The sequence below is a fragment of the Virgibacillus flavescens genome (assembly GCF_050574275.1).
GTDB lineage: Bacteria > Bacillota > Bacilli > Bacillales > Amphibacillaceae > Virgibacillus_F > Virgibacillus_F flavescens.
In genome coordinates this window covers 1,544,736-1,568,422 of the sequence record NZ_CP192260.1, presented here as the reverse complement: position 1 = coordinate 1,568,422, position 23,687 = coordinate 1,544,736, and the positions used below count along the sequence as shown (strand labels likewise).

Below are 23,687 nucleotides of genomic sequence, written 5' to 3'. Positions count from 1 at the left end.
CCCCCTACCAGTAATAAATTGCAGCAAGTATAGACATAAACATAATAACGAAGCTTGAAAAAGTTCCAATTATATACTGCTCTTTTTTGGTAAAAACACCAGTTTCATATGCGAAAAATGTAGTCGGTGAGTGAATAGGCAAAATCATAACACCACCGATAATCATGATAATCATAAATGTAAGTTTTTCAGCTTGAATATGCATGATTTCTGCATATGATACAACAATTGGAAAAATAACGATCATTGCAGAAGAAGGAACTACAAATAAAAGTCGTATCAAAAAAACAAAAAGAGCAATCGTTACAATTTTTATCACAAAAGATTGATCTGGTGATACAAGGCTAATTAATTCTTTAGCCAATGCATCCGCAGTTCCGTTCCTCGCCATTAACATACCAAGTGAAAAAGATGACCCTAATAATAAGAAGTTTTCCCAATCATAGTTACGAATCACTTTATTTGTTATTATCTTTACTCCTGGAAACGAATACAGAACAATTAAAATCATAGGAGGCAATAGCAATGGTACTTTATCTTGATCGGCGATAATCCATGTTAGTATCATTAATAAAAATGTGCTTATCACTAACCAAAAGACGGGAGTATATTGCTCCTTATTTTCTTCTTCAGGAAAATTAACTAATTTATCCTCCTTGAACCAGTCGTCTTCCGGATTTGTTTTTTTGAGATATTGCCAAACAAAGATAACAATTAGTAAACACCCTGCCCATAATGGGGGACCTATATGTAATAACCAATCTAACCAGCCTACATCCGCTACATGATAGTCTCTTAATAATTGAGAGGCCAGAATAGGGAATCCACCACCAGTAAAAATAATCATTGTAGCTTTTTGATTTAGCATTCCAATCACATACATACAGAACTTTTCGAACAAACTTCTACTTTGAAATCCATAGTAATGATTTAACTTTGTAATTAAAGGAGACAGCATTTTAAATCTAGCAATTGCTGAAGGCAGTAAAATTGGCAGTAATAGAATAAAGATTGGTAACGTCATCACGAGCGTGATAGGTCCTTTTTTGCTGACTTTTACTAAAAATCTGGCAATCATTTTATCTATACCTACAAATACTAGTGAATAACTTATAAGAGATAGCATTAGAATAAAGTACAGTGCCGGAGACAGAAAACCACTAAACGCCTCCTCGACACTATCTACCAGTCCAAATAACAGCATACATGCAAGTAGTAGAATGCTGGATGCACCGCTTGGGATTGGAACTGCTACCCACAGGTAGACGGCAACTAACAACAAACCCATGGTCAGCTGTTGATCCATCGTGAACCCATTTAAAAATTGCTGCTTCATATATATAATGAATACGACTATTAACAGGCAGTAAATAATTTTAGCTTTCATGGTCCTTCTCTACTTACTTTGTTCGAATTTTGTTTTAGACTTTCGGTTTTTAATAAGAGGTATCAAAAAGGATAAGAAAGCAATTAACAGCATGATTGCTGAAATTGGATTGCTTACGAAAATAGATAAACTTCCGTTTGATATCGTTAAAGCTTGTCTAAACGACTGCTCCATCATGCCACCAAGAATAAATGCAAGTAATAAAGGAGCAGCAGGGAATTGAATTATTCGCATAAAATATCCAATAATTCCAAATGCCAAAAGCAGGTACAAATCAAACGTATTAAAACTTATTGCATAAACTCCGATAATACAAAACACAATGACTAAAGATATCAGCAATTGTTTTGGAACGAGTAAAATACGTGAAAGATACGGAATCAGTGGTAAATTCAATATGAGCAACAGTACGTTACCAATATACATACTGGCGATTACTCCCCAGAATACATCTGGATGGTCTGCCATTAATAAAGGTCCGGGCTGAATTCCCAGAACGATTAATGCCCCTAGCATTACAGCAGTTGTTCCTGAACCAGGTATTCCCAGACTTAGCAATGGAACGAACGCACCAGTTGATGCTGCATTATTAGCCGTCTCAGGAGCTGCCACACCACGTATTGCACCCTTACCAAATTCGTCAGCGTTTTTCGACATCTTCTTCTCACTTATATAACCCAGAAAAGATGAAATAGTTCCACCTGCACCTGGAAGAACTCCAACTAGAAAACCAAGCACTGATTGTCTTCCCATAGTTGGAACTAACTCTTTATATTCACTTTTTGTAAGCTTAAGACTACCCACACTATGCATATTATTCATTTTTTCATTTCTATTTTTAATAAGCGAAGTTACCTCTGCAAGGGCAAACAAACCTAGCGCGATGACTAGAAAATCTATTCCTTCCAAAAGGTGCGGACTTCCAAACGTAAAACGAAGCGTCCCAGTTTGTCCATCAATTCCAATTGTTGCAATCATTAATCCAATCGTGCCTGAGATCAGCGCTTTTATAGTCGAACCATCAGAGAGACTGGCTATTGCGGTCAAACCCAGTAGCATAAGAGCAAAATATTCGGTAGGTCCAAAAGAAACCGCTACTTTTGATAATAATGGTGCTAAGAAAGTTAGAAAAATGATACCTATCGTTCCTCCAACGAATGAGCCAATTGCAGCTATGGCGAGGGCTTTTCCAGCTTTTCCTTGTTTAGCCATAGGATAACCATCAAATGTTGTAGCTACCGCTTCAGAAACGCCAGGAGCATTCAACAAAATGGATGACGCTGCACCTCCGTAGGCTGCACCATAATAAACACCTGCCATTAATAACAACGCAATTGCTGGGTCCATTCCATATGTAATAGGAATCATTACCGCGATTGCTGTAATTGGACCAAGTCCTGGAATCATACCTATAACCGTACCTACGACAACACCAATAAATACAAACATTAACCCTTGAAAGCTGAGTGCTACTTGAAAGCCCTGTGCTAATCCTTGAAATACTTCCATTCTGTTACCTCCTTCTGATCATACATGCCCAATTGCTTTTAGAAAGGTAAAATCCCTGTAGGCAACTGTACTTGTAAAAATGAATCAAATAATAAATATATTAATATTGGGACGCTTAGTGAAACAATCGCGTTGACCGCGTGCCTTTTAAATCCGAGAAATAGTGAACAAAAAAAGAGAAATAATACAGTAGTTATAATGAAGCCAATGATTTCAAGGAAAAATATATAAAGGAATATGAAACCAATTACTATCAGTACAATTTTTAGTTCACTTTTAGATAAATGATCATCATCATTTTCTTTTTTATTTTGATCCTTAGTAAAATAAAGGGAAATCGACAAAATCAATAACAAAAACCCTAGTCCTATCGGCACAAGATCAGAATCTATGGGAACGTATTTATAGGAAGGTAAATTAAAACTCATTACCAGGTAACCGATAGCTAAAACAACTAAAAAAGCAGAAATCTTTTTATTTAATGTACGAAACATGGTTATACCACCTCTTCTTAGAAAACTTGGCTTTTCGCCAAGCATTTTATGGCGAAAGCCTTAGTTGCACTTATGCAGCAAGAAAGGATTTATACTTTCTTATCTGTTTAGAAAAACTCGGCATTCGCCTCGTCTTTGATAGCGAATGCCGAAGTTTTACTTATACCGGCATTTGCTCTAAACTTTTATACTTTCCTTATGTGTAAAAAAGTAAAGCCAATGACCGAAATCATTGGCTAACCTGTTTTGTCTTACTTTGCAAGCCCTAATTCTTCTAGCAACGCTTTAATATCTTTCTTTTCTTTGTCTAAGAATTTCTTGTATTCCTGGCTATCCATATACATTTCACTCCATCCAAACTTCTTGCGGATTTCAGCAAACTCTTCTGATTCACTTAACTTTTTAAATTTCTCTTCATAGAACTTAACAGCAGCTTCATCCATGTCTGGCGGTCCAAAAAATCCACGCCAGTTCACAAAAGTAGCATCAATCCCCTGTTCCTTAACCGTTGGGAAATCAGACAACACTTCACCTTCTAAACGTTCTTCAGATGTAACACCTAATACTTTGATTTTGCCTGCTTTGACTTGTTCTACTGTTTCAGCAACACCAGTTGAATATACGTCAACACTTCCATTTAGTAACGCAGTCAGAGCACCACCATCTTGATCTGATACATATTTAATTTTTGTAACATCAACACCTGCTGCTTTTGCAATTTTAACGAACTGAATGTGATCCATACTTCCTGGTGATGAAGCGCCGATAACCGTAATACTTGATGGATCTTTCTTCATATCATCAAATAATTCATTCATGTTATCCCATTTTGCATCAGCCGCTACCGCAAATGCAGCATAGTCTGCAATAACATTAGAAAGCGGGGTGAAATCCTCATGTCCATATTCTGATTGACCATTTAACGGAACTAATAAAATAGGTGGTGATGATACGAACAAGTCAGTGTTACTTCCTTTCTTCGCATGAATTGAAGCCCATCCAACTGCTCCGCCACCGCCTGGCTTGTTAACAATCCCAATATCCTGTTCGATGATACCTGTTTCATTGAATACTTTTCCTACCATCCTTGCAGTTGTATCCCAACCGCCACCTGCTCCAGATGGTGACACAATTTCAATCGAACTATCTGGAGTCCATTCCCCATCTGACTTATTACTTGCTTTTTCATTATCCGAACATGCTGCCGTAAAAATCATTAATAATACAAATGCTAATAATGGTAATAATTTTTTCAATTTATATCCCCCTCGTTTTTCCAATGACTTTTTCACATCATTGGTACTAGCTACAACTGTAAATCAATTTTTCAGAAATGTAACCGTTTTCAAAATAAAATAACAAAAGGTCATTTCGTCTATTTTGTTCATTTTGTTCACAGTAAAAGAAAAAAACATCCGGATTAAAAAATCAGGATGTTTGTGTAATACTCTTATATTTCCTTTCCGGTCTTCCAACAATTCCATACTCAAGTTGCGCTGTACATTTTCCTATCGATATTAAATATTCCAGGTAACGCCTTGCCGTTGTTCTGGAAGCGCCTATTTCAACACCCATTTCTTCTGCTGTAAGTCCACCATGACTGTTTTCTATGATTTCATTAATCTTTTTTAATGTTAAAGGATCAATGCCTTTGGGAGTAAGTTCAGTTCTGGGATTCTCTATTTGCTGATAGCCGAAATAATCATCTAAAAAAGATTGATCAATTTCCGACTTATCATTCAGTGAATTTTTGGTGCGTTTATATTTTTCAATCGTTTCAATAAAGCGGTCCATTTTTACTGGCTTAATAATGTAATCAAAAACACCATTTTTAAGTGTGCTTTCAACCATTAATTTATCCGTTGCTGCAGATATCATGACAATATCTATCGAACCGTCTATCTTCCTGATTTCGCCTATCAATTCTGTGCCTAGAATATCAGGCATATATATATCCAATAAAATTAAATCAATTGAATGCTTCTCAACTAACTGCAAGGTTTCTTTTCCATTAAGTGCCTTACCTACTACCTTAACATCACTTATCTTTGACAAAAATTCTTCATGAATACCCGCTACTCGAAAATCATCTTCTGCAATTACTACATGAATCATTTAATCACCCACTCGGTTGTTTTGGTATAAAAATGGAAAAGACGGCACCACCATCATTTTTATTATAGACTTCTATCCCACCTCGAAGATCCTCAACAATCTCCTTTACAGATGCTAATCCATATCCACGATCAAGATCCTGCTTAGTTGAAAACCCGGTTTTAAATAAATTAACCATTACATCTTCTTCTATACCAGGGCCGTTATCAGCAATATCAAATATGATATCTTCTCCAATATCTGTAGAAAAAAAGGTAACGCTTTTGATTTGGTTATGTTCAACAGCTTCTATAGCATTATCTATTAAATTTCCCAGTATAGTTATTAGTTTCGTCATATCAATATGCTTCGGAACGCTATCTAGGGAGGTATTTTCATCAATATGAAAATCCACCTTTTTTTCAGAAGCCTTACTAATCTTTCCTAGCAAAATTGCTTGAACAGTCTTATCTTTAATTTGCTCAATAACTACTTTATTTTGGTTAAGACGAAGGGAAGATTCTTTTTGTAATAATTCAATTGCTTCATCAAAATGTCCTAATTGCAGTAATCCAGATAAAACATATAATTTATTGGTAAATTCATGCGTCTGAGCTCGTAAATCTTCTGAATACCTTCGAACTTCAGAAAGTGCATTTAACATCTCATTTACTTCTGTCTTGTCCCGAAAACTCGCTACAACACCAACAACTTCTCCATTTTCCTTAATTGGCGTTCGATTAACAATAACAGCACGGTCTCGTAAAAACATTTCTTCGTCTTTCTTACTACTAACACCAGTGTTAAGTACTTCATACATTTTAGTATTAGGCAGAATGTTTTCTATCTTTTCCATCCGCGGATCATCTGTATAACCTAATATCATTTTTGCTGAATGATTCATCATGGTTACATAACCATGTTTATCAATCGAGATAATTCCTTCCTTTATGGAAAGAAGAATGGCATTTCGATCACGAAACAAGGATGCAATTTCATAAGGTTCCAGTCCAAGTGTATCTTTTCGGATATTCCGTGCTAAAAGTATACCTCCGAGTACCCCAAAGAACAAAACTATTAAAGATATACTACTAATTTTCACAAGTTTCTTGAAGACTATTGTTTTAATATCTTCCACCATAAACCCTACTGAAACCAGACCTATGATTTTCCCATTTTCATTAAAAACCGGTGCCTTCCCACGCAATGAGGGACCAAGACTCCCAACTGCTTGTGAAGTATAGTATTTACCATGAATCAGCGCTCGTTCATTATCTCCGCCCACCATATGTTTTCCTAACTTCCATTCATTCGGATGCGAATACCTTACCCCTTCTGCATTTCCTACTACTATAAATTCCGCTCCGACCTTTTCTCTAATTCTTTCAGCAATTGGCTGTATTCTTTCTTCAGGTTTCTCGGCATTGAAAGCTTCTTTAATACTTGGCATAAAGGAAATAATAGTTGCTACATGCAAGGCTCGATCCCCTATATTTTCTTTCGTTTCTTCTGACTCTATATAAGCTATAATACCTGTCAGTAAAATAGTCACTACTAAAATGAGAGTGATAATTAATCCAAGTATTTTCGTCTGTAAGCTAACCATTTTCATATGTATGCTGCAACAACCCTTCTAAATAGCAACAAAATTAACTCGTTATGCAACATAATAATAACATAATAGTATTAATAATTTAATAACTCAACTTTCGCAGACTAGAATATGTAGTTGACACAATATCTCTATACTGCGATTTAACTTATAATTATATTCAGTGCTCTTCGCTTGCTTGGCCACTGAAAAAGGGTTGAATGTGGTACGAAATAGGAGGATCTGCGGTCGCATCTTCGAATATACTTCGCTTTCCGCGGGAGTCTTCGTATATTCGAAGATGCTAAGTTACGGTAGAATAATTAAAATTTATAATCCACCACTTTTTCGGTGACCAAAATAAAACTCTGCTGGGCATTTAGATTCCTGCTGTTCCCGCAGTAGACACCGCCCTCCGCTCACCTGAACTGGTAAAGCTGTTTACGTCTTTGTTTCTTCTGTAAGCAATTGCACTCTGAAAGAGATATAGTTATCGAATGTGACTCTTATAAAACCGTGACATCAATCTCTAATCTAGAGATTGGAGCGGATGGCAGTCGACTCCTCCGGGAGGACAGGCATAGGTAAGACCCCGGAGTGCGTCAGCACGAGGAGGCTCAACAGCCGCCCTAAGGTACGCGACTGCCATCAGCGGAAATCTCGATACTGTCACTTCGCAGTTTACATCAAATACAACAGTTTACTTCATTCTTCATGATTATCTAGATGCGAAAGTTGAATAGTCAAATAGACTCCCGCGGTAACAGCACGAGCTGGAGATCCCACGAGAGTCTAGTATTTTGGAGAAGAGATGATAAAATCCTAAAGAATTTACTACTTCTTCAGCTTCGACAGCGCATCTGCCAATGCACTATTCTTAAATCCGTCATCATCCTGTTTCTTTAAATATTTATTTACATCCTGCTTCGATACTTTATGCTTTTTCTCCTGTTGTTTGCGTTTGTTGAACGTAGAAAGTTTTTCACGGTGCCCACATTTACATGTGAACATCTGTCCTTCGCCTTCTCCGCGGAGTTCCAGACGCTTGTGACAGTTCGGACATCTGGCATTGGTTCGTTTCGCAATATTTTTCTTATGACCACATGCACGATCCTGACAGACGAGCATTCGTCCATTTTTGTTATCAATTTCAAGCATGAGTTTCCCGCAATCCGGACACTTGGTACCTGTCATATTGTCATGCTTAAATGTTTCTTCTTTCCCTTTTATCTCCTGGACAATTTCTTTTGTATAGCCCTTCATCTCGGTTATAAACGCTGCTCGTTTTAATTTACCCTCGGCAATTAATCCAAGCTTCTGTTCCCATTCGGCAGTAAGCGCAGGAGATCGCAAGTCTTCTGGAACCAGATCCAGCAGCTGTTTTCCTTTAGATGTTAAAAATAAATGCTTTCCTTTTCGATCCATGTATTGACCGTTAAACAGCTTCTCGATGATGTCCGCACGCGTTGCCACTGTTCCTAGGCCACCCGTTTTTGTCAGGCTGCCTGCCAGGTGCTTTTCGTCAGAACTCATGTAGCGAACCGGGTTTTCCATCGCTTGTAATAATCCACCTTCTGTAAATCGTTCAGGTGGCTTTGTTTCGCCATTCGTCTGAGATATTTTGACAGAATCAAACGTATCGCCTTTTTCAAGCTTTGGCAATGTTTGAACTGCTTCTGTATCATCAAATCCTTTGTCATAAATTTCTTTCCAGCCTTGTTTCGTTACACGTTTTCCTTGAGCAGTGAATCGCTGATCTCCTATTTTAACTTCCACAGACGTTTGTTCATACTCATGTGGATCAGATAAAACTGCCAAAAAACGTTTCACTACCAAATCATATATTTTTTGTTCTTTATCGTTTAAATCGGCTAGTTCTACAGGTTCTTCCGTAGGGATAATCGCATGGTGATCTGAAACCTTAGTATTATCCACAACTGCTTTTGATAGCTTAAAATCACGCTTTAGAATTTTACTCGCAAAGCGGGCATACTGATCAACACCGCATGCTTTCACACGGTCCTTCAGTGTAGGAACAATATCAGACGAAATTACTTTTGAGTCCGTTCTTGGATAGGTTAACGCCTTATGCTGCTCATACAGTTTTTGCATGACAGATAGTGTCTGCTTACCGGAAAAATTAAAAATCCTGTTTGCATCACGCTGCAGTTCGGTTAGATCATAAAGCTGAGCAGGATGCTTCTTTTTCTGTGTTTTATCAACAGAAACAATCGCAGCAGGTTTGTTTTTTAGTTCATTCAAAATAGAGTCTGCCTTATCTTTATCAAATATGCGACTGTTATTTTTAGAATCTGCCCAAGTGAACTTCAGCCCTTTATCGGTAACTGCTTGAATACCATAAAACTTTTTCGGCTTAAAGTCTTTGATTTCATTTTCACGCGCTTGAATCATTGCAAGTGTTGGCGTCTGTACCCGGCCACCAGACAGCTGTGCGTTAAATTTTGTTGTTAATGCACGTGTAGCGTTTAATCCCACATACCAGTCTGCTTCTGAACGGGCAACTGCAGCATCATATAACGTCAGGTAACGATCCCCAGGCTTTAACTGATTAAAGCCATCTCTAATCGCTTTATCTGTAACAGAAGAAATCCATAACCGCTTCACAGGTTTCTTTACCCGCGCTTTTTCCAATATCCACCTGGCAACAAGTTCACCTTCACGCCCCGCGTCCGTTGCAATGACAATTTCCTTTACATCGTTGCGGGTAAGCTGCGTTTTAACCGCATTAAACTGTTTGCCGGTTTTTTTCATTACAACTAATTTTAAATGTTCTGGAAGCATCGGAAGATCATCCAGCTTCCATGTTTTATATTTATCATCATAAATTTCCGGGTCGGCAAGTGTAACTAAATGGCCGAGCGCCCAGGTTACGATGTAGTTTGACCCTTCCATAAAACCATTACCTTTTTTAGTACAATTCAGGACACGCGCAATATCACGGCCCACGGAAGGTTTTTCTGCTAGTACGACTGTTTTACTCATTAAAAAATTCCTTTCTGTACGTTATCTCTGCCTTTATTTTATCATACTTTTAATTAATTCCAGAGTGTCACCGGCTAATAAAAAATTGCAGCAAGTCCATAGCTAAACTGATTTCCTCTTCCTTCAAGAGAATATATATTTTAAATAATGCCCATTCCTATATCACATCCTGACTCACTCCTCATACAATGAATAAAACCTATACAAAGGATTGATATCGAATGTTTTTTTATATGGGATTATTCCTTTTGGTAATTGCGGTAAGTCTGGATGGATTCGGTGTTGGAATTACGTATGGTATGAGAAGGATTCGTGTTCCATTCGTTGCCTTGGCTATTATCATGTTGTGCTCAGGAATCATTGTCTTAATTTCTATGACCATTGGAATGCATTTGAGTTCGTATATTTCACCTGGGATAGCGGAAGGATTAGGTGGGGCGATTCTGATTGCAATTGGGTTATACTGTCTTGTAAACGTTGTTCGGACCAAAATTAGTGAGCAGACCTACAAGCAGGATCATCATAAAATAATCGAAGCGAACAGGATAAAAAAGTATGGCAGCGTTCTGTCGAAACCCCAGCATGCGGATCTCGATCAGTCAGGGTCCATTTCTACTTCAGAAGCTTTGCTGCTTGGCTCAGCTTTAGCTCTCGATGCATTTGGTGCCGGGCTTGGAGCTGCGATGCTAGGTTATGCTCCCCTGTTTACAGCTGGTTTAATTGCTTTCATGAGTGGATTATTTGTTTATACTGGACTGATTGCTGGCGAGTTACTGGCGCAAAACAAATCTTTATATCAAGTAACGTTGCTATCCCCCTTTTTCTTAATCGTCCTTGGAATTATTAATCTATTGTAATTCTGATAGATTAATTGTTTTATACAGAAAATTATCCGAACGACTTCGAATGGTCGTTCGGATTAGCATTTAATATATACGTTTGCTTTTTATCCAAGTGCTACGTCTAGAATCATCATGATGGTAAATCCAATCATCAGTGTCAAGGAAGCTAAGTCCTTGTTGCCATTTTCCTGTGAGCTTGGAACAACTTCTTCTACTACCACAAAAATCATGGCACCGGCGGCAAAGCTTAATGCGTAAGGAAGTAATGGCGCTATAAATGTGACGGCCAAGACACCAAACACTGCAGCAATTGGTTCAACTAACCCTGAAGCTTGACCATACATAAAACTTTTTCTGCGGGACATTCCATCTCGGCGTAATGGCATAGAAACTGCTACACCCTCTGGAAAATTTTGAATACCGATACCGATAGCCAACGCAACTGCACTGGCTATCGAAGCTGAATCAAAGCCAGCTGCAACAGCTCCAAATGCCACACCGACTGCAAGACCTTCGGGTATATTGTGTAATGTGATTGCGAGTACCAGTAATGTACTTCGCTTCTTGGTGGTTGGATTTATACCTTCAGCAGTATCAATTTTCTGACCAGGATGTAAATGAGGCAGAATTTTATCAACACCCCACAAGAAAAGACCTCCAAGCATAAAACCAACCGCAGCAGGAACCCAAACTGGAACTGGTCCATCTTCAGCCATATCAATCGCCGGAGCTAGCAGTGACCAGAAACTTGCAGCGATCATTACGCCTCCTGCGAACCCAAGCATACTATCTAAAAATTTTTGATTCATATTTTTTTGTGTGAACACAAGTGCAGCACCGAGTGCCGTCATTCCCCATGTAAACAGCGTTGCAAATAGAGCTAATACAACAGGGTCAAATGTGCTTAAGTAATCAATCATACGCTCACGCTCCAAATTAGTAACTTTCTTTCTTTTTAACCATACACATGATTCTTGCGCGAGGCAAACATATGACTATTTTTTATAACGCCTTCACTAATCCCCCGTCCACAATCAGTGACTGGCCCGTTATATACGTATTTGCCCCTGAAGCAAGAAACACAATTGCTTTAGCAAATTCTTCTGGTTTTCCGTACCGGCCAATTGGTATCTGGCTTTCAGCATTCGCTTTAATTGATTCCATGGACTCTCCAGTTTGCTCGGCTTTTCGCTGATTCAGTTCACTTATGCGATCTGTTTCAATTGTTCCCGGTCCAACAGTATTAATCATGATATTATCTGCACTTAATTCCTGTGACATACTTTTTGCCAGCCCCACAATCCCTGGACGCATGGTATTCGATAATATCAGGTTATCAAGACTTTGTTTAATGGATGACGACGCAATGTTAACAATATGCCCTTGCTGCTGTTTCTTCATAACAGGTACCGCTTCTCGCATCGTCCGAATAAAACTAAGCAAGTTCAGTTCAAATGTGTGATACCAGTCTTCATCGCTCATGTCGAAAAATTTACCTGCAGGAGGTCCCCCAGCATTGTTAATGAGTACATCAACTGTTCCATTCCATTTAATTGCTTTCTCTACCATTTCTTTAATTGTATGCGGATCTTTCATGTCACATACCGCATAATCAATATGTTTATTTCCTGTTTCTTCTTTAATAGAATCAACCGTTCTCTGCAGCGTTTCCTCGCTTCTGCTTGCCAGCAGCACATGTGCTCCTTCCCGTGCGAATTCAGTAGCAATTGCCTTACCTAGTCCTTTACTTGAAGCTGTCACAATAACTGATTTCCCATTTAATAAAAGATCCATTATTTAAAAACCTCTTTTCCTGTTTAATTTTTAGATAATATTGAAATTTCATTCAAAATCATATAGAATTTATTACTATGATAATACATAAATGAAAGTTATGCATCAAAATGAAAGCGCTTTCTGAAGTGCTGGGATAGGAGGGGGAAAATGTTTGGACTAACGGATCCGATGATTATCATTGCCTGGCTTGGTACGATCATTTCAGCTATTGGCTGTGTTGTGTTTGGAATTTTTACTTGGAATAAAGGTGATTCCTAATAATTATTTTTAGTGGAAAGGAGATTTTTAATGAATTATATGGTCCTCGTTATTATATGTCTGATTTTTATTGCGATTATGTCTGGTCTTGCCTATTATGGCTATACAAAAACCAAGTCACGAGCTGATTACCTCGTCGGCGGCCGAAATATCAGCCCATTTGTTATGGCGCTTTCATACGGCGCAACATTTATCAGTACTTCAGCCCTCGTAGGGTTCGGTGGAGTTTCTTCACTATTTGGATTCAGTTTATTATGGCTCGCATTTCTGAATATAGCGCTTGGCGTTCTGGTTGCTTTCGCTGTATTTGGGACAAGGATACGGAAATTATCGGTGACACTTGATGCGTATACGTTTCCCGACCTGCTTGGGAAAAAATACAAGTCAAAATTCCTTACTATCTTTACCGCTTCCATGATTTTCCTGTTTATGCCAGCGTACACGAGTATCGTACTGGTTGGCGGCGGACGCTTCTTGCAGGAATCGCTTGCCATTAATTACGACCTGGCATTATTTATCCTAGCGATTATTGTTGGTATCTATGTAATTAGTGGGGGTATACGTGCAGTAATGTACACGGATGCGTTTGGAGCTATTATTATGTTTGTTGGAATGGCTATTTTGCTGATAGCTACCTATTCTGTTCTCGGTGGAGTTGAGGCAGCGCATCGCGGCCTTGCAGCAATGGCCAATATGGTACCAGAAGGATTAGCTGATCAAGGCCATCGGGGCTGGACAGTTATGCCAGAGTTTGGTTCCCCAATTTGGTGGACCGTTGTCAGTACGATTATCATGGGAGTGGGAATTGGCGTTCTCGCACAGCCACAGCTGGCAATGCGCGCAATGACCGTTAATAGTGACAAATCCTTATATCGTTCTGTTCTAATTGGTGGAGTGTTCATCTTTTTCATGACAGGTGCAGCATTTATGATTGGTCCGCTTTCCAACCTTTATTTTTTTCAGGAAGGTGGAAATATTTCAATGACAGTTGCTGCAGGCAATGTGGACTTGGTTATACCTATGTTCATTAATGATTTAATGCCTGAGTGGTTTATTTATTTGTTTACGCTGACACTGCTCTCAGCAACAATATCGACTATCAGCTCGTTGATCCATCTGCAGGGAACAGCTTTTGGTGAAGATATTTTAAAGAATGTTGGAGTGAAAAAATTAGCAGGTATAGATACCAGCCGAATCGGTGTATTAATAGGTATCATAGCCGCCGTTGTTTTAGCGTACCTCTTACCTCCAGGCATTATTGCACGAGCTACTGCATTCTGGTTTGGAATATGTGCTGCCGGGTTTTTACCTTCTTTAATGGGAGCATTGTTCTGGAAAAAAGCAACAAAGCAAGGCGCTATTACCAGCGCAATAACGGGGTTTGCGGTAAGTATCATCGGCTTTATCTTTTTCCATGTAAAAGAAGCTTCCGCATTTGGAATCTCTAAAGCACTATTTGGTAAAGATACGCTGCTCGGCTTCCCATGGACATTTGTAGATCCGCTTTTCTACGCATTACCGCTTTCCGCAATAGCGTTAGTAGTGGTTAGTTTAATGACGAAGCAACAACCTGTGGAAGTTGAATCTAGCAATTTGAAAGAAAGTATTTAATTCGATCATAATGATCTTATTTTCGCGCGGCTCACCAGCATTATCGCGCACTACCTGAACAAAATCGCGCATCATATCTGACATTCGCGCACTGTTCCAGATTTTCGCGCACTCTCCGGCTGTTTTCGCGCAATGTCTCGTGTTTTCGCGCAACATCCTAGTTTTCCGCGCACCCATTCACATAAATCGCACACCAACCAAAAAAAGCGTCCAGCAAATTTGCTGGACACTATTTCTAATTATACCGCTTATGAATATTATTCTGTTTATACGTACCGCCTTCGCCAAACTCATATAACTCAAGCGATAATGCCAGATAACGATTTTCATAGAGTTCACGGAAGTGTGCTTGCATCATTTCGAATAAATGGTCACACGCAGCAGTCTTCACTTCAGGCGTTCTCCCAGATGCGATTTTCATCGTGACATGCACAAACGCGTCATTTTCGCCGGTTCCATCGGCCACGAAGTATTCGGTTAGTTTAATCGCACGGGACCGTATTGCGCCTGGTTTAAATGAACCACCTTCTGCAATCAGCGTTTCATTAATCTTTTTTAAAAAATCACGGATATTTGCTTCCTTTTCAATATTGTCCGTATACTCAACTGTAATATGTGGCATTCAAATCCTCCTATTCAGAAAAGCGCAAGCGCCTTGGTCAGCCCCGATTAGAAAACTTGGCTTATCGCCAAGCTTTAATGGCGAAAGCCTTAGTTGCACTTATGCAGTAAGAAAGCATTTATACTTTCTTTCCCGACAAGTTTAAGACGAATCTCTTAGTGATGGTTTTTGCACGCATTGAGATTTGACTTAAAACCTCGAGGGGCTAGGCACTGGAGCTAGACAGATAAACATAAAATTTTTTTACGTACGAGAAAAAATTTCATCACCGACAATTGTGCTTTTCAGTGATCCTATTCCTTCAATTTCTGTTTCTACTATGTCCCCTTCGTATACATGTACTGTACCTTTAGGCGTTCCAGTTAAAATGATATCGTTTTCGCTTAACGTCATAAAACTGCTGAGGTATTCGATTAGTTGTGGAATATCAAATACCATATCCTTTGTAGATCCATCCTGTTTCAGCTCGCCATTTACATACGTGCGCAAACCTAGATTCATAGGATTTTCAATGTCATCACGGTCGACATACCATGGGCCAAGTGGAGTTAACCCATCTCTGTTTTTCGCGCGCAGATTAGGACGGTAGTAGTTTTCCAGATAATCACGAATTACATAGTCATTTGCAATGGTATATCCTTTAACATATTCATACGCATCTTCCTCTTTGACGTTACGGGCTGTTTTGCCAATGACTACAGCCAGCTCACATTCATAATGCATGTGCGTAGCATCCTTAGGACGTCTTGTCTGTCCATCATGCCCAACAAATGCATTCGGTCCTTTTAAAAATACTAGCGGTTCTTCAGGCGGTTTAAAGCTTATTTCACTGGCATGATCTGCATAGTTTAAACCAAGTACAAAGGCTGTACCAGGCTCAACAGGTGTCATCCAGCTAACATCTTTCTGATCAACGATTCTTCCATCCGCAAGCTTCAGCTTATCATCCATTACTTCTGCGTCATGAATTCCACCTAAACAGGCTACACGTGCATGTTTCATCGATGACCACCTCCTGGAACGATTGCTGTTTCAGTGACAAATGTATTTTCCAAAAATCCAACATTCGAAATTTCAATTCGAACCGTATCCCCATTCTTCACAAGTGGGGCATTCTCCGGGACACCGACAAGCAGCATATCCCCTTTATAGAAGGTCATAAAGTCAGTTACTTCCGATATTAACTGCTGAACCGACCGCACCATGTTTTTCGTATTATTTTCCTGTACGAGTTCACCATTTACCTGAACACGGATTGTTAAATTATTCGGATCTTCGACAACATCCTGACCCACAATCCACGGACCTACAGGACAAAATCCATCCCGTACTTTATTTCGAATATCCGGCCGGTAAAAGCTTTCATGTGGGATACTGACATCGTTCACCACCGTATAACCTGCAATATAATCCATCACGTTTTCTTCCGATACATTTGTCGCAGTCTTTCCAAAAACAACCCCGAGCGCTGCACCTGCTTGAACTGCTTTCTCGCCTTCAGGTATTGCAACAGACTGGTTATGGTTATTTAGCGTATTTGCTGGCTTAATGTACATGATCGGTTTTTTAGGCGGTTCGTTATATGGTTTATTGTGCAGCTCGTCTTTCATTAAATCGAGCTGTCCCTGAAAGTTTAATAACGTACCATAAACAGATCCGGACACAGGTGACTGCCAAGAAACGTCACTGTGAGTATAGGTCTTTCCATTCCACTTAATTTTATCTGAAAAATCTATTTCGATTTCATCGTAATTTGCAGAGCCATTGAATTTCGCTTTAGCTTGATACACAATACTCCTCCTTACCATCAATCTATTATTTTTCGATATATGTTAACGTTTTACCGGTAAATCCAAATACAATCGTCAGAATTGGTGATAACAGACAGAAAAACGCAAACGGCAGATACGCCAATGTCGATACGCCAAGCGTCGTTGTGATAAATGCACCACAAACACTCCACGGCACAAGCGGGTTAACAACCGTTCCAGCGTCTTCGGTTACTCGGGATAAATTTTTGTTAGCTAACCCCAGTTTTTCGTAACGGGACTGATACGCTTCTCCAGTTAGCAGAATCGATAAGTATTGCTCCCCAATCAGTACATTTATACCCACTGCTGTTAGCGCAGAAGCTGCAATGACGGAACCTACTTTCTTAAGCAGGCTCTCGATTGACTCAAGCAATCTTGGTACAATACCAAGCTTGAATAATAATCCGCCAAGGCTTAGGGCAAGCAGAACAATTCCAATTGTGAACATCATACTGTTTAATCCGCCCCGCGATAACAGCGCATCTACTTCTTTAATTCCTGTCTCTGATACATATCCACCAAAAAGGACTCCAAGCAGATCTTTGACTGGAATAAACCCATTTATGTATGCCATCACAATCGCACTGGCAGCACCACTCGCAAGGGTTAACAATGCAGGTGTCTTCATGATTGACATAACAAGCAAAACAGCTACTGGAATTAATCCGTTATACCAGGTCACAAGCCCTGTTGAGCGTAACCCTTCCTGGAATGTCTCCATTTGGGCAAAACTAGCTGATGAAATTTCCGGTGAAATAATGAGAAAGATTACGAGTGTAATCAGGAAAGCCGGGATCGTTGTCCACGACATATTGCGAATATGCTCGAACAGGTCCACTTTCAAAATCGATGATGCCATATTGGTTGTGTCAGAAAGTGGAGACATTTTATCACCAAAAAATGCACCGGAAACAATGGCACCGGCAGTAACTGCCAGTGAAATATCTGCAGCAGTCGCAATTCCGATAAACGCAAGTCCAGCTGTTGCGACAGTAGTTAAAGAGCTGCCTACGCAAACCCCTACGATTGATGTCACAATTAATACGATTGCCAAAAAGAAATTCGGTGTTACCAGTTCAAATCCAGCGTAAATCAGTGAAGGTATCGTTCCGCCTATCATCCAGGCTGCAATCAGGATACCAATAAAGAAGAAAAGGAAAACGGCTCCCATCCCGGCTTTGGCACCTTCTGTGATTCCTTCTTCGATTGTCTTATATGACAGGCGTTTGATCAGACCATAAATGACCAGCAACAGTAAGGCAAGCACTAGTGGAATATGCGGTGCCGCTTCAAAATAAATAATTCCAAAACTGATTACCAAAAGAACGGCAACCGTCATAAATACCGCTTCCATCAATGATGGTTTTTGAACTGCTTTAATTCGGTACATAGCAAAAATCCCCTTTATTTCATGGTGTGGTTTTCGAAATTTGGTTTTTATCATCAAGAGAGAATTTCAGTAGTTACCGATTTATTAATTAGGCCTTTTCAGTAAAAGAATGTTGTCATTAGTTCATATTAGAAAGCAGTAAAACACACTTGCTTGTGGAGTCTCACGTAGCTTCTTCAAGACTACTGAAAAAGTAATGGATTTTATAAAATTTAATGTTACACCTCAACCTAGCATCTTCGAATATACGAGACTCCTGCGGGAACAGCACGAGTCTGAAGGCCCCGCAGAGTGCTTTTCTCGAGGAGACTGAAGCCGTGCCCGCGGAAAGCGAAGTATATTCGCAGATGCGATCATAGATCCACCTATTTCGTACCACATGTAAATTTTTCAGTGACTACTGCTAACGAGCAAAAGGTAATATGAACTTCTTTACTTATTTTTCTTCGGCGGCGTATGAATTGCCATATCAGAAAGCCCATCTATCGCTTCCACAAACACCTCATTCATACTCGGATGCGGATACGAAGGAAAACGAAGATCCTCTTCCCGCGCCACCATCTCAAGAGCTGTAACACCCGTGTTGATGAGTTCAACAGCACCCGAACCAATCATATGAACGCCTAATAATAAATCTGTATCTACATCTTTAATGACAGATACTATACCAGATTTTTCACCAGAAATCATTGCATAACTATTTCCACTTACCGAAGTTTGACTCGATTTAATTGTAAAACCTTGTTCTTTTGCCTCTTTTTCAGTTAAACCAGCTGTAGCAATTGGCGGGATGCTATGTACCACGGTTGGGATAAAGGTAAGGTCAACCTCACTCTTCATGCCACCTATTGTTTCGGCAGCAATCTTACCTTGTTTAATCGCTTTTACAGCACTTGCTTTACCAATGGTGATATCCCCTACCGCAAAGATGTTCGGCACTGCCGTTTTCATTGTATCGTCTGTTTCAACAAAGCCTGCGTCTGTTACCTTAACACCAAGACGCTCAAGACCTAGCTCCTGAATGTTAGCTTGTTTTTGAGCAGCAATATACGTATGTGTTGCCTGCATCGTTGTTGTTTCATTATCTTTGGTCACGCTGATTATCAGGTCCTTTTCAGCAGTTTCCACACCTTCAAGTTTGTACCCGCGATGCACCTTGATTTTTTCTTTTTTCAAAATGCGTTTCAATTCTCTGTTGATTGTATCGTCAAAAATAAAGTCCTCGTGTCCATCAAGCACAATAGATACAGAACTACCAAGTTTTGAAAAACTGAACGCAACCTCAAGTGAAATATAATCACTGCCGTACACGATTAGTGATTCTGGAATTTCATCGATTTGATAGACCGTTTCAGGCAGAAGTACACGGGCATGCGAAGCTGGAACTCCGTCAGGCACGATTGATGAGCTGCCGGTTGCGATAATCGCATAGTCAAATTCATACACATCAAACTGATGACCATTCGCGACCCCAATTTTATTTTCTCCAGTGAAATTAGCTTCCCCTTCAATAATCTCGATTTTATTTGCTTTACAAAGTGATTCTACACCACCGCGCAGCTGGTTTACCGTTTTTTCCTTATAGGCAATCAACGCTTCCAAATCAACAGTTGGCTCTGCTGTCACAATCCCCATTGTGTTCATTGCGGGTACAGACGCCAATTGCTTAGCTGCATGTGTGAAAACCTTCGATGGTACACAGCCTTGATTCAAACATACGCCACCAAGCTTAGCTTTTTCAATGAGGGTTACTGTTTTCCCTAACTGCGCTGCACGAATTGCTGCATTGTAACCACCAGGTCCACCACCAATAATCATGACGTCCCGTTTTTCAGCAAATTCTCCAACAACCATTTACACCATCTCCAATATTAGCTTTTTCGGCTCTTCCATTAGTTCGATGAAACGGTTTGTGAACTTAACCGACTGCACACCATCGGCAACACGGTGATCGAATGATAGGGACATCGTCATGATTTGGCGGATTGCAATATCATCGTTATCCATCACAACTGGAGTTTTTTTCGTCTTATGAAATGCAATAATTGCTGACTGGTCTCCATTAATAATCGGTGTTGCTGCGGTACCACCAAGCGGACCAACGTTACTGATCGTAAATGTACCATGCTTCATATCACTTGCAGTAAGTTTTCCGTCCTGGGCTTTTTTCGTCAATGCCTTCATTTCGGTGTTAATTTGACGAATCGATTTTTTATCGACATCACGAAGGACAGGAACGACCAGTCCTTTTTCGGTATCTGTAGCCAGTCCAATATGATAGTTTTTAGCCAGGTGGATGACATTGTTTGCTTCATCCAGATGCGCATTAAATATTCGATGTTCCTTCAGTGCAATCGTAATTGCTTTCAGGAAAAACGCTACGACAGAAATCGATTCTCCCTGCTGCTTTAATTCGTTTCGGAATGCTAATACATTCGTCAAATCAGCTTCGTCAAAATGAGTAACATGCGGGATAGTCGTAACCGCTTCGGTCAATTTTTTTCCAATCTGCTTACGCATTCCGGTATAAGGAATAGTATCTGATTCAGGTTCGACCTGTTTCGTCTCAGCACTCTCTTCTAACTTGTCACCGCCATCGATGAAATCATAAACGTCATCATCGGTTACTCTTCCAGCTGGACCAGATCCACTAATTTGCTCGATATCAATATCATGATCCCGAGCAATTTTTCGGGTGAACGGTGCAGCCAGAATACGTTTGTGATTCATCGATTGATTGCTGGTTTGCGGTTTGATTTCAACTTGTTCTTCTGCTTGTGCAGCAGGTTTCGTTTCTTCTGCAGGTGCCGTTTCTTTTCCATCATCGATTACGATAATGGCAGTGCCGACCGTTACAACTTCACCTGTGCTGAAATTAATCTTGCTGATCTTCCCAGCTGCGGGTGACGGAATTTCTGCCACCATTTTATCTGTCTGCAGTTCAACAAGCGGCTGGTCAACGGTGACTTCATCGCCAACACTCACAAAAAAATGAATGATTTCGCCTTCCGTCATTCCTTCACCAATATCATGAAATTTAACTTCTACCATCGTCTCACCTCCTAAAAGTTGACTACTTTTTTAATGGAATGAACTACTCGTTCCGGTGTCGGCAGATAATCATTTTCTATAGCAAACAGCGGAATAGGTACATCAAAACCTGTTACACGTTCGATTGGTGACCGTAAGTATAAAAACGACGTATCGTTGATGACCGACATGATTTCCCCGGATACTCCGCCGGTTGCATGTGCCTCATGCACAATGACCACACGGCCAGTTTTTTGTACCGAATCAGCAATAATATCCTTATCAAGTGGATAAAGTGTACGAAGATCAATCACGTCACATGAGACATTGTCCTTTTTCATTTCCTCAGCAGCTTTTAACGCAACAGGAACCATGGCACCCCATGCAAATATGGAAACATCTTCACCCTCTTGTACCCGTGCACCTTTTCCAAGCTCTACGGTATATTTTTCTTCCGGAACATCATTGCGTTCTCCTCGATACAGGCGCATTGGCTCTAGAAATAATACAGGATCCGGGTCTTCAATAGAAGCGATCATTAACCCCTTTGCATCGTAAGCATTCGAAGGGCAAACAACTTTAATGCCTGGCAAATGTGTAAAAAGAGCTTCCACACTGTCCGAATGAATTTCCGGTGAACGAACACCAGCACCATATGGCGCACGAATAACCATCGGCAGACTGTAATGGCCCATTGTACGTGTGCGGGTTCTGGTTACATGAGTTGCAATTTGTTCAAATGCCGGGTAAATAAAGCCAAGAAACTGAATTTCTACAATCGGTCGTAATCCGTTTAATGCCATCCCGACTGCAGCGCCAGTAAACCCTGCTTCACTTAGCGGCGTATCAATCACACGATTTTCACCAAATTCATCCTGCAGATCAACCGTTGCTCGGAATACGCCGCCATTTTTTCCGATATCTTCCCCCAGAATTAAGGTGTTTTTATCCTCTTTCAACATAACCCGTAACCCATCATTGACTGCTTGAATTAAGGTTAAGGAATTTGTTTTTTGTGTCGTTGTCATCAGGAGACGCCCCCTTTTAGTGCGTTGAAGCTTTTCTTTTGTTCCTCAATTGTCCAGGTTGGTTCTTCAAATACGTAATCAAACATAACGTCCGAATTCGCTTTTTCGTACGACTCCATGTCAGCGACGGCTTGGTCCAGTTCTTTCTTAATGTCTACTTTAATCGATTCAACCCACCCTTCGTTCCACATGTTTTCATTTTTCATAAATTTCTCTAACCGCAGAAGCGGATCTTTTTCTTCACGAGTCGCGTCACTTGCTTTCTGATCCCGGTATTTTGACGGATCATCAGCAGTTGTATGTGCACCAAAACGCCAAGTTACCGCTTCGATTAGCGTCGGACCCTCTCCGTTTCGCGCGCGTTCCAACGCTTCGTTCACAACAAAATTAACCGCAAACACATCCATCCCATCAACTCGAACACCCGGGATATCATACGCTGCCGCCTTTTGTGCGATTGTTTCCGAATTCATTTGTTTATTGATTGGAAGTGATATCGCAAATCCATTATTTTGGTTAAAAAATACAACCGGTGCTTTAAATACACTCGCCATATTGATTCCTTCGTGAAAATCACCTTCAGATGTAGCACCATCGCCAAAATAAGCGATTGCTGCATTCTTCGTTCCTTTATACGTTTCCGCCATGGCTGCACCTGCTGCATGCGGAAGATGCGTTGCAATTGGAATGGACGCTGGGAAGATATTTTTTGTTAAAGAAGGAACACACCCTTCAATTCGTCCGTTCCAATGAAGGAGCAGTCGGTCTAAATCCGCTCCAAAGGTCAACGTTGCCCCATGGTCACGATACGTTGGAAAAAGCCAGTCATCGTCCTGAAGTGCAAGCGCGCTCCCAACTTGGGACGCTTCCTGTCCTTCAAAAGGAACATAGGTACCAATTCTGCCTTGGCGCTGCAGTGCGATCCCTTTATGATCGTAGGTTCTGATTCGCAGCATGTTATAGTAATAATCTTTGGCTTGTTCTTCGGTCAGAAGATCGCGATGCTCCTCCGCTGATACCTCCCCATTTTTATCGATAATTTGAAAAAGCGGGTAATTCTCTTCCATCTAATTCACACCTTTAGTTGTAAAGTATTTTTAGTTTTCAAGATTGTTTATGAAGGATTGTAAATTTGAACATCTAATTGCCGCAGTTATTTCACCACCCGGGATAACAGTGCGAAATCTACTCGACTTATATTTAAAAGCCATTGAAAAAGC

At 40.1% G+C, this 23,687-nt stretch carries 20 protein-coding genes; 3 read left to right on the top strand and 17 right to left on the bottom strand.

Annotated features, from left to right (window positions below):
• Positions 1-4: 4 nt before the first annotated feature.
• The 7 genes from VBD025_RS07440 to VBD025_RS07410 form a co-directional block, all read right to left on the bottom strand.
• Entirely contained in the window at positions 5-1,387 is a 1,383-nt protein-coding gene (locus tag VBD025_RS07440; RefSeq protein WP_430790810.1) for an SLC13 family permease, read from the bottom strand.
• Positions 1,388-1,396: 9 nt separating this feature from the next.
• Entirely contained in the window at positions 1,397-2,896 is a 1,500-nt protein-coding gene (locus VBD025_RS07435) for a tripartite tricarboxylate transporter permease (RefSeq protein WP_430790808.1), read from the bottom strand.
• Positions 2,897-2,934: 38 nt separating this feature from the next.
• On the bottom strand, positions 2,935-3,390 hold the full coding sequence (locus VBD025_RS07430) for a tripartite tricarboxylate transporter TctB family protein (protein ID WP_430790806.1): 456 nt from the start codon (positions 3,388-3,390) through the stop codon (positions 2,935-2,937).
• Between the two features lie 251 nt (positions 3,391-3,641).
• On the bottom strand, positions 3,642-4,607 hold the full coding sequence (locus tag VBD025_RS07425; RefSeq protein ID WP_430791306.1) for a tripartite tricarboxylate transporter substrate binding protein: 966 nt from the start codon (positions 4,605-4,607) through the stop codon (positions 3,642-3,644).
• 211 nt (positions 4,608-4,818) lie between these two features.
• A complete protein-coding gene (locus tag VBD025_RS07420) occupies positions 4,819-5,505 on the bottom strand; it encodes a response regulator (protein ID WP_430790804.1) in 687 nt (228 codons plus the stop codon).
• A 4-nt stretch (positions 5,506-5,509) separates the two neighbouring features.
• Positions 5,510-7,096: an ATP-binding protein gene (locus VBD025_RS07415; protein ID WP_430790802.1), complete on the bottom strand. Its 1,587-nt coding sequence runs from the start codon at positions 7,094-7,096 to the stop codon at positions 5,510-5,512.
• An 813-nt stretch (positions 7,097-7,909) separates the two neighbouring features.
• Positions 7,910-10,078: a DNA topoisomerase III gene (locus tag VBD025_RS07410; RefSeq protein WP_430790800.1), complete on the bottom strand. Its 2,169-nt coding sequence runs from the start codon at positions 10,076-10,078 to the stop codon at positions 7,910-7,912.
• A gap of 221 nt (positions 10,079-10,299) precedes the next feature.
• Here VBD025_RS07410 and ytaF point away from each other — a divergent pair, with 221 nt between their 5' ends.
• Positions 10,300-10,935 carry a sporulation membrane protein YtaF gene (gene ytaF / locus VBD025_RS07405; protein WP_430790798.1) on the top strand — a complete coding sequence of 212 codons (636 nt, stop codon included), beginning with the start codon at positions 10,300-10,302 and terminating at the stop codon, positions 10,933-10,935.
• Between the two features lie 89 nt (positions 10,936-11,024).
• Here the strand turns inward: ytaF and VBD025_RS07400 are convergent, their stop codons facing one another.
• Positions 11,025-11,840: a ZIP family metal transporter gene (locus VBD025_RS07400; protein ID WP_430790796.1), complete on the bottom strand. Its 816-nt coding sequence runs from the start codon at positions 11,838-11,840 to the stop codon at positions 11,025-11,027.
• 82 nt (positions 11,841-11,922) lie between these two features.
• Positions 11,923-12,714: an SDR family oxidoreductase gene (locus VBD025_RS07395; RefSeq protein ID WP_430790794.1), complete on the bottom strand. Its 792-nt coding sequence runs from the start codon at positions 12,712-12,714 to the stop codon at positions 11,923-11,925.
• Positions 12,715-12,864: 150 nt separating this feature from the next.
• Here VBD025_RS07395 and VBD025_RS07390 point away from each other — a divergent pair, with 150 nt between their 5' ends.
• Positions 12,865-12,975, top strand: coding sequence for a symporter small accessory protein (locus VBD025_RS07390; RefSeq protein ID WP_430790792.1), 111 nt, complete (start codon positions 12,865-12,867; stop codon positions 12,973-12,975).
• 30 nt (positions 12,976-13,005) lie between these two features.
• Complete coding sequence (locus VBD025_RS07385; protein ID WP_430790790.1) at positions 13,006-14,586, top strand: sodium:solute symporter family protein; 1,581 nt, start codon at positions 13,006-13,008, stop codon at positions 14,584-14,586.
• Positions 14,587-14,821: 235 nt separating this feature from the next.
• Here VBD025_RS07385 and VBD025_RS07380 read toward each other — a convergent pair whose 3' ends face one another.
• The 8 genes from VBD025_RS07380 to pdhA form a co-directional block, all read right to left on the bottom strand.
• Entirely contained in the window at positions 14,822-15,208 is a 387-nt protein-coding gene (locus VBD025_RS07380) for a 5-carboxymethyl-2-hydroxymuconate Delta-isomerase (RefSeq protein ID WP_430790788.1), read from the bottom strand.
• A 243-nt stretch (positions 15,209-15,451) separates the two neighbouring features.
• Positions 15,452-16,210 (bottom strand): fumarylacetoacetate hydrolase family protein, encoded by a 759-nt coding sequence (locus tag VBD025_RS07375; RefSeq protein ID WP_430790786.1) that lies wholly within the window; start codon positions 16,208-16,210, stop codon positions 15,452-15,454.
• The gene (locus tag VBD025_RS07370; protein ID WP_430790784.1) at positions 16,207-16,998 is read right to left on the bottom strand and encodes a fumarylacetoacetate hydrolase family protein; all 792 of its coding nucleotides are present in this window, start codon (positions 16,996-16,998) and stop codon (positions 16,207-16,209) included. Before VBD025_RS07370 ends, VBD025_RS07375 begins: the two co-directional genes overlap by 4 nt.
• Before the next feature lie 25 nt (positions 16,999-17,023).
• The gene (gene nhaC, locus VBD025_RS07365) at positions 17,024-18,409 is read right to left on the bottom strand and encodes a Na+/H+ antiporter NhaC (RefSeq protein ID WP_430790782.1); all 1,386 of its coding nucleotides are present in this window, start codon (positions 18,407-18,409) and stop codon (positions 17,024-17,026) included.
• A 432-nt stretch (positions 18,410-18,841) separates the two neighbouring features.
• Complete coding sequence (locus VBD025_RS07360) at positions 18,842-20,263, bottom strand: dihydrolipoyl dehydrogenase family protein (protein ID WP_430790780.1); 1,422 nt, start codon at positions 20,261-20,263, stop codon at positions 18,842-18,844.
• Positions 20,264-21,460 (bottom strand): dihydrolipoamide acetyltransferase family protein, encoded by a 1,197-nt coding sequence (locus VBD025_RS07355; protein WP_430790778.1) that lies wholly within the window; start codon positions 21,458-21,460, stop codon positions 20,264-20,266.
• An 11-nt stretch (positions 21,461-21,471) separates the two neighbouring features.
• Positions 21,472-22,467, bottom strand: coding sequence for an alpha-ketoacid dehydrogenase subunit beta (locus VBD025_RS07350; RefSeq protein WP_430790776.1), 996 nt, complete (start codon positions 22,465-22,467; stop codon positions 21,472-21,474).
• On the bottom strand, positions 22,467-23,534 hold the full coding sequence (pdhA, locus tag VBD025_RS07345) for a pyruvate dehydrogenase (acetyl-transferring) E1 component subunit alpha (protein WP_430790774.1): 1,068 nt from the start codon (positions 23,532-23,534) through the stop codon (positions 22,467-22,469). The genes VBD025_RS07350 and pdhA overlap by 1 nt, the downstream gene beginning before the upstream one ends.
• Positions 23,535-23,687 lie beyond the last annotated feature (153 nt).